This is a genomic window from Flavicella sediminum (assembly GCF_006381105.1).
GTDB classification, from domain to species: Bacteria; Bacteroidota; Bacteroidia; order Flavobacteriales; family Flavobacteriaceae; genus Flavicella; species Flavicella sediminum.
The window spans coordinates 153,499-167,509 of the sequence record NZ_VDET01000016.1 but is presented as its reverse complement, the minus strand read 5'-3'; the positions used below and the strand labels follow the sequence as shown (position 1 = coordinate 167,509).

Annotated in this window: 13 protein-coding genes; 7 read left to right on the top strand and 6 right to left on the bottom strand. The window is 32.6% G+C overall.

Annotated features, from left to right (window positions below; translation table 11 throughout):
• The first annotated feature begins 163 nt into the window (after window positions 1-163).
• The 7 genes from aldA (at window position 164) to FGM02_RS14535 (ending at window position 7,260) form a co-directional block, all read left to right on the top strand.
• A complete protein-coding gene (aldA, locus tag FGM02_RS14560) occupies window positions 164-1,603 on the top strand; it encodes an aldehyde dehydrogenase (protein WP_139959224.1) in 1,440 nt (479 codons plus the stop codon).
• Window positions 1,604-1,701: 98 nt separating this feature from the next.
• Window positions 1,702-3,000, top strand: coding sequence for an L-fucose:H+ symporter permease (gene fucP, locus FGM02_RS14555; RefSeq protein ID WP_139959223.1), 1,299 nt, complete (start codon window positions 1,702-1,704; stop codon window positions 2,998-3,000).
• A gap of 106 nt (window positions 3,001-3,106) precedes the next feature.
• A complete protein-coding gene (locus FGM02_RS18090) occupies window positions 3,107-3,271 on the top strand; it encodes a hypothetical protein (protein ID WP_166461195.1) in 165 nt (54 codons plus the stop codon).
• A gap of 236 nt (window positions 3,272-3,507) precedes the next feature.
• On the top strand, window positions 3,508-4,371 hold the full coding sequence (locus FGM02_RS14550) for an AraC family transcriptional regulator (protein WP_139959222.1): 864 nt from the start codon (window positions 3,508-3,510) through the stop codon (window positions 4,369-4,371).
• A gap of 190 nt (window positions 4,372-4,561) precedes the next feature.
• Window positions 4,562-5,299, top strand: coding sequence for a (Fe-S)-binding protein (locus FGM02_RS14545; RefSeq protein ID WP_139959221.1), 738 nt, complete (start codon window positions 4,562-4,564; stop codon window positions 5,297-5,299).
• 13 nt (window positions 5,300-5,312) lie between these two features.
• Window positions 5,313-6,680: a lactate utilization protein B gene (locus FGM02_RS14540; protein ID WP_139959220.1), complete on the top strand. Its 1,368-nt coding sequence runs from the start codon at window positions 5,313-5,315 to the stop codon at window positions 6,678-6,680.
• Window positions 6,673-7,260: a LutC/YkgG family protein gene (locus FGM02_RS14535; protein WP_166461194.1), complete on the top strand. Its 588-nt coding sequence runs from the start codon at window positions 6,673-6,675 to the stop codon at window positions 7,258-7,260. The genes FGM02_RS14540 and FGM02_RS14535 overlap by 8 nt, the downstream gene beginning before the upstream one ends.
• 177 nt (window positions 7,261-7,437) lie before the next feature.
• On the opposite strand, the gene FGM02_RS14530 is transcribed toward FGM02_RS14535, so the two are convergent.
• The 6 genes from FGM02_RS14530 to FGM02_RS14505 form a co-directional block, all read right to left on the bottom strand.
• Window positions 7,438-8,292, bottom strand: coding sequence for a fumarylacetoacetate hydrolase family protein (locus FGM02_RS14530; protein ID WP_139959218.1), 855 nt, complete (start codon window positions 8,290-8,292; stop codon window positions 7,438-7,440).
• A 15-nt stretch (window positions 8,293-8,307) separates the two neighbouring features.
• Window positions 8,308-9,087, bottom strand: coding sequence for an SDR family NAD(P)-dependent oxidoreductase (locus FGM02_RS14525; RefSeq protein WP_139959217.1), 780 nt, complete (start codon window positions 9,085-9,087; stop codon window positions 8,308-8,310).
• A gap of 38 nt (window positions 9,088-9,125) precedes the next feature.
• The gene (locus FGM02_RS14520) at window positions 9,126-10,787 is read right to left on the bottom strand and encodes a UxaA family hydrolase (RefSeq protein ID WP_139959216.1); all 1,662 of its coding nucleotides are present in this window, start codon (window positions 10,785-10,787) and stop codon (window positions 9,126-9,128) included.
• A gap of 563 nt (window positions 10,788-11,350) precedes the next feature.
• Entirely contained in the window at window positions 11,351-12,544 is a 1,194-nt protein-coding gene (locus FGM02_RS14515; RefSeq protein WP_139959215.1) for a hypothetical protein, read from the bottom strand.
• A gap of 63 nt (window positions 12,545-12,607) precedes the next feature.
• On the bottom strand, window positions 12,608-12,973 hold the full coding sequence (locus FGM02_RS14510) for an HIT family protein (protein ID WP_139959214.1): 366 nt from the start codon (window positions 12,971-12,973) through the stop codon (window positions 12,608-12,610).
• Complete coding sequence (locus FGM02_RS14505; RefSeq protein WP_139959213.1) at window positions 12,973-13,998, bottom strand: HNH endonuclease family protein; 1,026 nt, start codon at window positions 13,996-13,998, stop codon at window positions 12,973-12,975. Before FGM02_RS14505 ends, FGM02_RS14510 begins: the two co-directional genes overlap by 1 nt.
• Window positions 13,999-14,011: the final 13 nt, after the last annotated feature.

The window sequence follows — 14,011 nt, the reverse complement described above, 5'->3', positions numbered from 1 at the left end:
CAATTGGTTAATATAGATAATTCTAAAGGTTTCATCATTCTATAAATTTGTCGAACTCTAATTTCTCTACTTGCTAGAGAGTTTGAACAAAACATGTCTAATAAAAATTAAGGAATGCTATTTCTTAGTTGAATTAAATTTAAATAACCTAATAACTTATAACATGAGACAATTTAAACAATACATTAATGGTGCGTTTGTAAATTCTACATCTTCTGGTGTAACAGAAGTTTTAAACCCTTGTACAGAAGAAGTGTTATCTGTAATCCCAAAAGGATCTATAGAGGATGCAAACATGGCAATTGACGTTGCTTACCATGCACAAAAGGAATGGAGATCTTTTGCTGCTATTGAAAGAGCTAATTATTTAAATAAAATGGCCAATATTATTCGCGAGAATAGAGTGTTTTTGGCAGAAACTTTAGCAGCAGAACAAGCTAAGGTAATTGGTTTGGCTCAAGTAGAAATTGATGTAACTGCAGATTATTTTGATTACAATGCAGGATGGGCTCGTAGAATTGAAGGTGAAATTATTCAAAGTGATAGACGTAAGGAACACATGTTTTTACACAAAGCTCCAATTGGGGTGGCGGTAGGTGTTTTGCCATGGAACTTCCCATTTTTTGTAATGGCTAGAAAAGTAGCTCCATCTTTGGTTACAGGAAATACCTGTGTAATTAAACCAAGTTGTGTAGCACCAAATACCGTTATGGAATTTGCTAAATTAGTAGCTGAAATTGGATTGCCTGATGGTGTTTTGAATTTTGTTTGTGGAAGTGGTCCTGTAGTAGGAAATGCATTGACAAGCAATGCTAAAACAGGAATTGTAAGTTTGACTGGTAGTGTATATGCAGGTCAAAAAATTATGGAAGCTGCGGCTCCAAATATTACAAAAGTATCTTTAGAATTAGGAGGAAAAGCACCAGCTATTGTTTGTGCTGATGCTGACTTAGATTTAGCAGTAAATGCTATTGTAAGCTCTAAAGTAATTTTTAGTGGACAAGTTTGTAACTGTGCTGAAAGAGTATATGTTGAAGATTCTATCTACGATCAATTCTTAGAAAAAGTAACTAAAAAATTAAATACAATTAAAGTGGAGGATGCATTTTCTGCAAACAACCCAGACATGAGTGCAATGGTTTCTAAAGCACAAATTGACAAGGTTGAAGAAATGGTAAACTTTGCTAAAAACGAAGGTGCTGAAGTTGTTTTGGGAGGTAATAGATCGAGTCAGTTTGACAAAGGATATTTCTACCAACCAACCTTGTTGACAAATATTCGTCAAGATATGCAAATTATGCAAGAAGAAGTTTTTGGACCCGTTTTGCCAATGATGAAATTTAGTACTTTGGATGAAGCAATTGCTTTGGCTAACGACTGTGAATATGGACTAACATCTTCTATCTTCTCAGAAAACTTTAACAAGGTTATGCATGCAAGTCAAGAATTAGAGTTTGGAGAAACTTATGTAAACAGAGAGCACTTTGAAGCAATTCAAGGATTCCATGCAGGTTGGAAAAAATCTGGATTAGGTGGTGCTGATGGAAAACACGGTATGGAAGAGTATTTACAAACAAAACTTGTATACGCTCAATACAGATAATATCATTAGTTAAGAAAAGCACTATAGTTAGTACATAACTATAGTGCTTTTTTTTAATCCAATAAAGCACCTAAGTGCTTTGCTAACTTTTCTTTACTATGAATGATTTTAAAAAAATACCCGTTGTTTCTAAGGAAGTATTATTTCCTTTTATTTTAATTACCTCTTTATTTGCTTTGTGGGGATTTGCAAATGACATTACCAACCCAATGGTAGCTGCCTTTGGTACTGTTATGGAAATATCAACCGGAAAAGCAGCCTTAGTGCAATTGGCTTTTTATGGTGGGTATGCAACTATGGCCATTCCTGCTGCTTTATTTGTAAGAAAATATAGTTATAAAAAAGGTATTTTATTAGGACTTTCACTTTATGCTATTGGTGCTTTGTTGTTTTATCCAGCAGCGCAATTTGAAATGTTTGGCTTCTTTTTAGTGTCACTTTATATTTTAACCTTTGGATTGGCCTTTTTAGAAACTACAGCAAATCCATACATTCTTTCTATGGGTGATCCTAAAACGGCTACACAGCGTTTAAATTTAGCACAGGCTTTCAATCCAATTGGATCTTTATTCGGAATGTTTGTGGCTTCTAAATTTATTTTAACGGCTTTAGATTCTGATAAGAGAAATGAAGTAGGAGAGTTAATTTTTACAACTTTGGAAGAAGCTCAAAAGGCAATTATTAGAACCCATGATTTAGCGATTATAAGAAATCCATATATCATACTTGGAGGAGTTGTGATTTTAATGTTTGTGGTGATTTCTATTTCTAAAATGCCTAAAAGAACTGAAAAAGGGAACTATGGTTCGGTAATGGATTCTTTTAAAAGATTATTTGCCAACGGGAAATTTAGAGAAGGAGTATTGGCACAATTATTTTATGTAGCGGCACAAATTATGTGTTGGACCTTTATAATTCATTATGCAGATAATTTAGGTATTTCAAAAGCAACAGCTCAGAATTACAATATTGTTGCCATGTCTATCTTTTTAGGAAGTAGGTTTATTACTACTTTTTTAATGAAGTATGTCAACTCTAAAAAATTGCTATTCATTTTTGCTTTAGGAGCTATGTGTACCATGTTTGGCGCTATTTTTATTGAAGGAATTGTAGGGCTTTATTTACTTGTTGCGACTTCGGCTTTTATGTCGTTAATGTTTCCTACTATTTACGGTATTGCCCTAAATGGCTTAAGTGAAGAGGATACAACATTAGGAGCAGCATTGTTAGTAATGGCAATTGTAGGAGGGGCTTTAATGCCAATATTACAAGGTTTAATTATTGATATGGGAACAATTGGTTCGTTTGCTGCGGTAAATATATCGTTCCTATTGCCATTTTTCTGTTTCTGTTTTATTGCCATCTATGGTTATAGAACCGTACGAATTCATGCCTAGGTTTTTTGAAACATGTTTGAGTATGGAATAAGAAGGAAATTATTCTTTATGGCAAATCTTTTTAATATTTATATAATTTATGTAACTTAATAAAAAATAGAAAACTATGACTACAGAAGAAATTATTATAGAAATTCTACACAAATCAGACAAAAATGGAATGAGGTTACGTGTTCTAGAAAAAGTATTACACTTAATGCATTCCAATTCAAAGTTATCTCGAGTGGATGCTTATCAACAAGCTTACAATGCAATTGCTGTAAATGAGTAAGGCATTAAAATTATAAGAAAAAGGAGTCAATTAGGTTTGACTCCTTTTTTTGGGTTTTAAATTTATGTGATTTTCTATCGAAGTTTCTTAAGAAGATTGCATCAAAGAAATAAACGATAATAAGTCACGAATAAATTAATGAATAAAAAAAGAGAAGTATTCGTTTTTAATTATTTTGCGGTATTTTTGTAACTACAGTAGTTTTTTAACCTTAATTTCATTGACCATTTCGACCTATGAAACTTCACTTACTAGATAGAAGCAGTCTTGATAATAAATCTTTTACCACCAAAGTAAATGATTACCCTTATTTTTTGAAAATTTGGCATTATCATCCAGAATTGGAATTGGTGGTTGTGTTAAAAAGTGCTGGTACCTGTTTTGTTGGAGATGGCATTGAAAAATTTGAAGTAGGAGATGTCATGCTTTTAGGAAAAGATTTACCACATATGTGGCTCAATGAAGAAGATTATTTTCAGCAAGATTCCAAACAGCAAGCAAAGGCTATTGCCATCCATTTTAAGCAAGATTATTTAGGAGCTACCTTTTTTGAAACTCCAGAAATGCGACATATTTTAGATTTGTTTGAAAGAGCTCGTTTCGGATTGAAGTTTTTAAAAGTGGATAAAAAATTGATTCAGGAAATAAAATCGATGCTTAAATTAAAAGGTTTTGAGAAAACCATGTGCTTTCTAAAAATATTGAATGAACTGGCAAAATATAAGGACGTCAAAAAACTGACAAGTGAAGGATTCCTAAATTCTTTTAAAGCCACAAGAAACGTTACGCAAGATAAAGTTCAAGCTTATATTTTTAAAAATTTCAATAGAGTCATTACTTTAGAAGAAGTCGCTCAAATTGCACATATGAATACCACAGCCTTTAGTCGTTTTTTTAAGCGGGTAAATCGAAAAACATTTTCTAGATATTTGGCTGAAATTCGCATAGGTTATGCCTGTCGATTGCTTTTAGAAAACAAGCATAATATTTCTTCTATATGCTATGAGTCTGGTTTTAACAACATATCCAATTTTAACAGGCAGTTCAAATTAATTATGAATTGTTCTCCTACCGTATATTTAAACGAGCACTTGCGTTAGGAATTTTTTTTCTTTTTAGAAAACTTATTAAGTGTTATCATTGCATATTTTTGTGTTTAAAACTAAAATAGGCAAAGATAGTATTGGCGTTAATCAAATTTTAGGAAGTTTTGTTTACTTGTTCCCTGTAAATTTGTAACACACGAATTGCAACTAAAAAAATATCAATACTAATATAAAAAGAAGTTAAATGAAAGTAGGACTATTCATTCCTTGTTATATAAATCAATTATATCCACAAGTAGGAAAAGCAACTTTAGAGTTGTTAGAAAAACTAAATGTAGATGTTGTTTATCCTTCGGGTCAAACATGCTGTGGTCAGCCAATGGCCAATTCAGGGTATGAATATGAATCTGTAGGAGCTTGCAACAATTTTGTTGAAAATTTTAAAGATTTTGATTACATCGTTACGCCTTCTGGAAGTTGCGCGTACCATGTAAAAAAGCATTACAACATCATTCCACAAACAGAAGCTGTTAAAAAAGTAAGAGACAATGTTTACGAACTTTGTGATTTTATTGTAAATATTCTTAAAATAGAAAAACTTACAGCTAGTTTTCCGTTTAAAGTAGGGGTACATAAAAGTTGTCACGGCTTACGTGGTTTACGTTTAGGTTCTTGTTCAGAGGTGGTAGGAGATTCTTTTTCTAGTATTGAAGATGTATTGAAAATGGTGAAGGGAGTAGAGCTTATTGAATTGACTAGAAAAGATGAGTGTTGTGGATTTGGAGGTACTTTCGCTGTAACTGAAGAAGCTATTTCTGTAAAGATGGGGAAAGACAGAGTAAAAGATCATTTAGACAATGGAGCAGAGGTTATTACCGCTACAGATACTTCATGCTTGATGCATTTGGAAGGTTTGATCAATAGAAATGAGCAACCTTTAAAAGTACTGCATATTGCAGAAATTTTGAATAGTAATATTTAATTCAACGAAAAACATGAGTCATTCAAAAGCAGCATCTATTTTTAATACAGATGAAAAAAAGGTCAATTGGCATGATAAAGCATTGTGGTTTGTTAGACATAAACGAGATAAATCAGTTCATGCCGTTGAAGGTTGGGAGAATTTAAGAAGTTTAGGACACGGAATAAAAGCACATACTCTTTCAAATTTAGACCATTATTTAACCGAATTTGAAGCAAACGCTATTAAAAACGGGGTACAGGTTCACTGGGCAGCCGATGCAGAAGAACATAACAAAATAGTACATAGCATACTGAAAAAACACAATGCCAAAAAAATTGTGAAAAGTAAGTCGATGCTTACAGAGGAATGTCATTTAAATCCGTATTTGGAAGCTGATGGTATGGAAATTATTGATACCGATTTAGGAGAACGAATTGTTCAGTTGGCCAAAGAGCCGCCTAGTCATATTGTATTGCCAGCAATTCATAAAACCAAAGAAGAAGTTGATGAGTTGTTTCAAGAGCATTTGGGAACAAAACCTTGTGGAGGTGACCCTCAATATTTGACAGGAGAAGCGAGAAAGCATCTTCGAGAAAAATTTATGGAAGCTGATGCAGCCATAACAGGTGTCAATTTTGCCATTGCAGATACGGGTGGTTTTGTGGTATGTACCAATGAAGGAAATGCCGATATGGGTGCTCATTTGGCGCCAGTACATATTGCTTGTATGGGAATTGAAAAAATTATTCCAAAACAAGAATACTTAGGTGTTTTCTTACGATTGTTAGCGCGTAGTGCTACAGGACAACCTATTACGACTTATTCTTCGCACTTCAAAAAACCTATTGAAGGAAATGAAATGCATATTGTTATTGTTGACAATGGAAGAACAGAACAATTAAGCAGACCTGATTTTAGAGCTTCATTGCATTGTATACGTTGTGGTGCTTGTATGAATACTTGCCCAATTTACAGAAGAAGTGGTGGGCATAGTTATGACGCTACGATTCCAGGACCTATTGGTTCTATTTTATCACCAGGAAAAGATTTGAAAAAGCATAGTACTTTGCCTTTTGCTTCAACCTTGTGTGGTTCTTGCTCTGATGTTTGTCCAGTAAAAATTGATATTCACAGTCAGTTGTATAAATGGAGACAAATTATAACAAAGGAAACACCACAACCCCTTGTTAAAAAAGCTTCCATGAAAATGATGGGGAAAGTATTTTCAAAACCATCACAGTTTGAACGTGTAGGAAAAGTTGCCCGTTGGTCGTTAAGGAATTTACCTAAATCGGTCATAAACTCTAAGCCAAATGTTTGGGGTAAAGAGCGAGATTTGCCATTAGGGCCTAAAGAAAGTTTTGATGATTGGTATAAAAACAGAGAAAAAAATGACTAGTAGAGAAAATATATTGTCAAGAGCGAAGGCTAATAAACCAGATTTATTAGAGCTTCCGGTAATTAATGTTGAAGTGTTTGCTGATGGTAAGGATTTGCTGGAGGAATTCACAAAAAAAGTAGAAGTAGTAGGAGGGAATGTTGTAGAACAAAACGTTTCAGAAACTATTTTTAGTCAAGTTTCAAAAATGTACCCAGACGCTAAGGTTAATTATGCAACTTTAGAAGGAGCAGGAGATTTTAATACGGTTTCTTTAGAAGCCTTAAAAAAACCACATGAGTTAGAGAATTTGGATGTGTTGATTTTAGAAAGTATCCTTGGAGTTGCTGAAAATGGTGCTGTTTGGTTGTCTGATGGACAACTTCCAATTCGAGTTTTACCGTTTATAACAAACCATTTGGTTATTGTTTTAAAGAAGGAAAATATCGTTCCTTTTTTACATCAAGCTTATCCGATATTAGCAAAGAAGGATAACGATTTTGGGGTGTTTATTTCAGGACCTTCAAAAACTGCAGATATTGAACAGTCTTTGGTTATTGGGGCTCATGGAGCAATGACCTTAACGGTTGTTTTAAAATAACTAGGAACGTAATTAATTCTTAATTTATAGGAAAAAGTTTAGAAGTTTGGCTGTTCATAAGCAAGACTTCTAGACTTTTTTATGGATGAAAGAGAAAGCAAAAAAAGAAAATAAAAAACCTGTATTTAAGTTAACTTAAATACAGGTTTTTGTATTTCTAGGGCAGTGTTCTGTTCCTTAAGAATAAGCTTTTACATTTTGTTTAGAGGTACCTAATCCTTCTATACCTAACTCAACAACATCTCCTGGCTTTAAATACACCTCAGGTCTTAGTCCAAAACCAACTCCAAATGGCGTTCCTGTTGAAATAATATCTCCAGGTAATAAAGTCATAAATTGACTGATATGACTTACTACTTGCTGTACATTAAAAATAAAATCAGAAGTTGAGCTATTTTGCATCATTTCTCCATTTACTTTTAACCATAAGTTTAAGTTGTTAGGGTCTTGGATTTCATCAGTAGTAGCAATAAAAGGTCCAACAGGTGCAAATGTATCACAACTTTTTCCTTTTACCCATTGTCCAGATCTTTCTAATTGAAAAGCACGTTCACTAACATCGTTGTGTAAAACATAACCAGCAATGTGAGAAACAGCATCAGCCTCTTCAACATAAGATGCCTTTTTACCGATAACAATAGAAAGTTCAACTTCCCAATCTGTTTTCGTACTTCCTTTAGGAATAATGATATCGTCATTAGGTCCAATCATAGAAGATGTTGCTTTAAAAAACAATACAGGCTCTTTAGGAATTTCCATTCCGCTTTCTGCTGCATGTTTAGCATAGTTTAACCCGACACATACAATTTTAGAAGGACGTGTTAAAGGAGCTCCTAAACGAACTTCATCACCAATTTTAGGACAGCTTTCTTGGTTGTCTTTTAACCAAGCCGACAATTTTTCGATTCCTTCGTTTCCAAAGAATTCTTCATTGTAATCTGTTCCAAATCCAGATACATCTATTTTGGTACCATCTGCAAGTTGAACTCCTGGCTTTTCTTGGCCAATTGCTCCAAATCTTATAAGTTTCATATTGTTGTTGTTTATTTATTTTCCGTTTAATGTTATAAACCCACCGTCAATTGGGTAATTTGATCCTGTAATAAATCCAGCTTCATCAGAGCACAAAAATAAGACTAAATCTGCAATTTCTTGTGTTGTTCCCATTCTACCAATTGGTTGTGTTTTAGATAGTTTTTCAAACATCTCTTCTTCTTGGCCTGGGTAATTTTTACTGATAAAACCATCTACAAATGGCGTATGCACTCTTCCTGGTGCAATACAATTGCATCGAATACCATCGTTGATATAGTCTTTGGCAACAGAATAAGTCATGGTTAATACTGCTCCTTTGCTCATTGAATACGCAAAGCGATCGTTTAATCCAACAGACGAACCAATAGAAGCCAAGTTTAAAATAACACCACCACCGTTTTCTTTTAAAGAAGGAATACAAGCTTTGATACAATTGTATACTCCTTTTACATTGACATTGTAAAGACGATCTAAATCAGCTTCTTCAACGGTTTCAATATTTCCAACATGTGCAATTCCTGCGTTGTTTATTAAAATGTCAATTGTGTTGTCTTTTCTTATGGTGGCAATAATGCTTTCAACATTTTTTTGGTTAGATACGTCACATTGATGTGCGAATCCTTTTGCGCCTTTTTGTTCCATTTCTAGAACAGTTTCTTGAGCAGCCTCTAAGTTGAAGTCCAAAATATGAACTTGAGCACCTTGTTCTGCAAAAGTTAAAGAGATGGCTTTTCCTATACCACTTCCTCCACCAGTTACTATGGCAACTTTATTTTCTAAACTAAATTTCATAATATATAAGTACTAAACTAAATTTTTATTTATTTTTTTTAAAGCGACATACCACGTTTCCATGGAATAAAGTCATCTTGTCCTAATTTTCTTGCTTTGGTTTGCTTTCCGCTGGCAACTTCAATAATATGATCTAACAAAGCTTCTCCAGTTTCAGCAATACTAGCTGTTCCTTCAATAATACCACCTGTATTAAAATCGATGATATCTTTCATTTTCTCTGTCAGTTTTGTGTTTGATGAAACTTTAATGACAGGCGTAATAGGATTTCCGGTTGGAGTTCCTAGTCCTGTGGTGAACAAGATAATATTTGTTCCTGAGCCAGCCAAACCTGTAGTCGATTCTACATCATTTCCAGGAGTACACAATAAATTTAACCCTGGTTTTGTTACTTGCTCGGTGTAATCTAATACATCTTCAATAGGAGAACTTCCTCCTTTTTTTGCAGCGCCCGCCGATTTGATGGCATCTGTAATTAAACCGTCTTTAATATTTCCAGGTGAAGGGTTTGCATAAAATCCTGCGCCCAAGGCATCCGCTTTGGCACTGTAAACAGACATGATGTCTGAGAATTTTTTTGCAATACGAGGCTCCGTACAACGGTTGATCAATTCTTGCTCTACACCGTTTAATTCAGGGAATTCAGATAAAACAGTAGCTCCACCTAAACCAACAATTAAATCAGAAACATAACCTAAAGTAGGATTTGCTGAGATTCCAGAGAATCCATCAGAACCACCACATTCTAAACCTATCGTAAGTTTATCTAAAGTAGCTGGTTTTCTTTCAATTTTATTGGCCTCTATCAGTCCGACAAAAGTTTTTTTGATGGCTTCTGCCAATAATTCTTTTTCAGAAACACTTTGTTGTTGTTCTAAAACGAAAATAGGTTTTTTAACATCAGGAGACATTTGGTTAAGCGCCTGTGTTAAAATACTTGCTTGTGCATGCTGACAACCTAAACTTAAAATTGTAGCACCTGCCACATTTGGATTATTGATGTATCCTGCCAATAAGTTACACAAAGTAATAGAATCCGAAGTAGCACCACCACAACCACCTTCATGAGTTAAAAATTTGATTCCATCTACATTTGGAAATAGTGGGTTTTTTGTTTTTTCTTCTGCAGGAGTGATGATGTCTTTGTTTAAAAGAGCGTCACTTGATTCTCCCGCATTGTAGCTTGTTATTAAAGAGGATACATCAAAACCTAAATGCTGTTGTTTTCCAAAACCTAATTTTTCAACCAAGGCACTTTTTAAAACTTCAACATTTCTATTTTGACAAAAAACCAAAGGAATAATTAACCAATTGTTTTCAGTCCCTACTTTTCCGTCTTCTCTGTGATAACCATTAAAGGTTTTGTTGGTGAATTTTGAAAGATCAGGAGCTTTCCAAGCTTCCTGTTCACTTGAATCTTTTACGGCATAGGTTTCTGTATCATGCACTAAATTAGTGGTGCTAATAAGATCACCTTTGGCAATGGCTTTCTTGGCTTTTCCTACCAAAACCCCATACATATAAACTTGATCCTCTTTTGAAAGATCTTCAGTTACAAATTTGTGTTTGGCATCGATGTTATTTTGAATTTCATAAGTTTCGTTTTCAAACGAAATTTGAGTTCCTTTTTTTAAATCGGTTAGTGCCACCAACACATTGTCTTTAGGGTGTATACGAAGTACTTTTTGTTGTTTTTCCACGAATCTTCTCTTACAGGTTAAATAGACTACAATAGTATTGGTTATTTAAGAGTGAATCTATCTATTATTTTACCCATATTGATACTATTATTGCATTTGAGTCGTTTTTTTTGAAATATAAGCAATGAATCAACTAATGAGAATAAAAGTGAAAGGAAAGAGGAGATGTTCAATACGTTGAAAAGGAACAGATATTTAATGGGTGGTGAGCAAAAAAAATAATTAATTGTTGTGCAATTAAATGTTGCAGAAACAAAAAAATCAGAAGTATTTAAAAATAAAAAATCCCTAATAAAAATTAGGGATTTTTCTTGTAGCGTGATGCAGAATTGAACTGCAGACCTCCGGGTTATGAATTTAACATGGCCGTATTTACTAGCGTAAATCAAGGCTTTGAACGTTCCGTTTTGCTTGTTTTTACACCTGAAATATGCTGTTTTCTATTCCCTTTGATACAAAAAAAAGTCAATAAAAATGCGGTTATGTTTTAGTTGTTTGTTTTAATATTATGTTTATTCTATGTAATAACAATATTTGTATTTTTTATTTAGCATAGCAATTTATTATGATGTTTTGTTTGTGTTGCTAATTCTGTGCCAAAAGTAAAGCCCTTTTTTCGATAATTTATACATGGTCCTTCCTTCAAGTATGAACGAAGTGAATAAGTCATTGTTTTTAATTTTCGAAATGTTTTTATAATTTTCGGGCAACCTAGGATAGTTGATTTCATTGACCAAACCAATAAATTCTTTAATAAATTTGTTGTCTTTAGCAATCTCAAAATAGTCAAGCGAGAATTCTTTTAATTCTTCATCACTGAATTCATCATATTCTAATAACTTTTGCTCTAGTTGAGATATATTATGTTTCAGCTGGGTCAGTTTAACGTAATTTTCTTCCGCTTCTTTTTCTAATTCTCCAATTTGTTCTACTTTGTTATTAAGCACTGTTATTGTAGCTGATGTCTTTGATTTATCAAATGCATATTTTTCTTGAAGTTCTTGAATTTCTTTTGTTTTTTTGGTAATATAATTTTGGTATTCGGTTTGGAGTTTATCTAAATCGGTTCGTTTTTGAACAAGAAGAGATTCCATTGACTCAAATTTAATTAATTCCTTTGTAAAAGAGTTTTTAAGCTTCTCATTTTCTTTAGTTTTTTTTAAAAGCTCTGCGCTTAGTTGGGTGATTTCGTCATGCGTTTCGTCAATTGTCTTTTCATTTAATTGAATTAAGTTTTTACTCCTGTCAAGCTCTAGTGTCAAGTTCTTGTTCTCGGATTTAAATTTGTCCAACTTTTTTAACTCTTCGTTAAGTTGCTCTTGAAGAGATTCAATTTTTTCGTTAAGTTCTGATTTATTTTCATAATCACTTTTTCTATTTTCAAGTTTTATTTTCTTTTCATAATAATATAACTCAAATGAAGATAGAACTAAATCTTGGATTGATTTATATACACCTAAAACAATACTGCGTAAGACATCTAATAAAGGAATTCCAAATGCATATATTAAAGCAATCTGAAATGGATATATGATATAGCCATCAATATGTTCGTATTGTAGGTTTTTAATGTATAGAATTGTCTCCTCAATCTTGGATTCTGATTTAAGAACAATGCTTATGGGCTTCCAATTGTAGGCAATAAATGCAATAATAAATGAGAAAACGAAAGGGCTTCCACTTCGTTCTTTAATGTTTTTAAACAGATTATTGAATATATCTTTTACTGAATCTTTAGCCTCTTTTAGTTCATCCATTTTCTTTTATTTATATTTTTTTAATCGAACTAAGTTACTTAGCGAATTATTCTTTTAATACGCCTAATAATTTCCTTTTCCTTCGATGCAATGTCTTATTCCTCCTTTAGGGTTTTTCATGTCACCTTTAAACCTCGGTATTATATGACAATGAAAATGCATAACTGATTGTCCTGCAACTTCACCACAATTCATTCCAATATTATAACCGTCTGGCTTGGATTCACATTCTATAATCTCTTTAGCCTTATGAATAAGATCCGTCAATTCTATTTGTTCATTTGCATCTAACTCAAAAAAATCAATTTTTTCTTTATTTGATATAATTAAAATATGACCAGGTGAAACAGGGTATCCATCTTTAATTAAGAAAAAATATTTTCCTTGATGTATAATTTTATTTTTTTCTATTCTACTAAATACACTCATTATATATTTCCATTTAATTCAAATTCAGGGCTCCAAGTAATTATGGTTGAATTTAAGGATATTTGATATTGCTTATTTAAAAAAGCAATTCTATTTTGTTTTGTTTTTCCTGTTTGATTGATTATTGTTTCTGCTAAAGGATGTTTACTTTGAATATAGAATTCATTTCTGTTAAATAATTTTTGCAAAAATCTTTTTTCAGGAATACGTGCCGATTTATTCCTGTTTACATCTTTGTCAGCTAAAACAAGATTCCAAACACCGTTTATATTGGCTCCATGCTCATTATGAAGTGTTTTGTTTACGTGAGGTAAAAAATGATCAACTTCACATAATTTTGGAGAGCCACTTACAACCGAAATATCTTGACAGCTATAAAAACATTTACCTTTTTGATATCCGTTTAAAGAATCTCGTACAGATGTAATATTGGTTCTTCTCAAAAAATTATTTTCTAAAAAGAATAAGGATGCATCATCATCATATTTAACTTCGAGAAGTTTTGGGTTTAGATTAAGATTCCAAGCTGTCTCTACTAAATTCCAACGAGCTTCAACTTCTTGATTGAAATTTTCAAAATGAAAAGATTCTTTAAGTTTTAAAAGACTGTCTTTTATAATTATTTCTTTTTTACCTGAAGTATAATTTTTTTCATAAAAAACATCAGTAATTTGACCTCCATTAATGTTTTGAAAGGCATCAACTACATTAACAAAACCTAATTTTTCAGTTTTATGCCATAATTCATTATCTGATATTTCTCCTTTTATATGGCTCCTACAGGTATTTAAGAAACTGCTAGATTTTGAGTTTCCTTGTTTATCGTTTTCTTTTAAATGCTCAATAATGTTTTTAGAAAATGGTTGAGACAAATCAGTTAATGAAATTTTTGTTGTCTCCTTATTAACAAGCTCTAAAAGACTTTTGGCAAATGCAAATTTGTATGTAGCACTGTTTTTTCCAAATAAAATTAATGCCCTCCATTGGGATTCTAAACTCGGGTCATTTATTTGAAATTCAGTCATTTTTTTATTTATT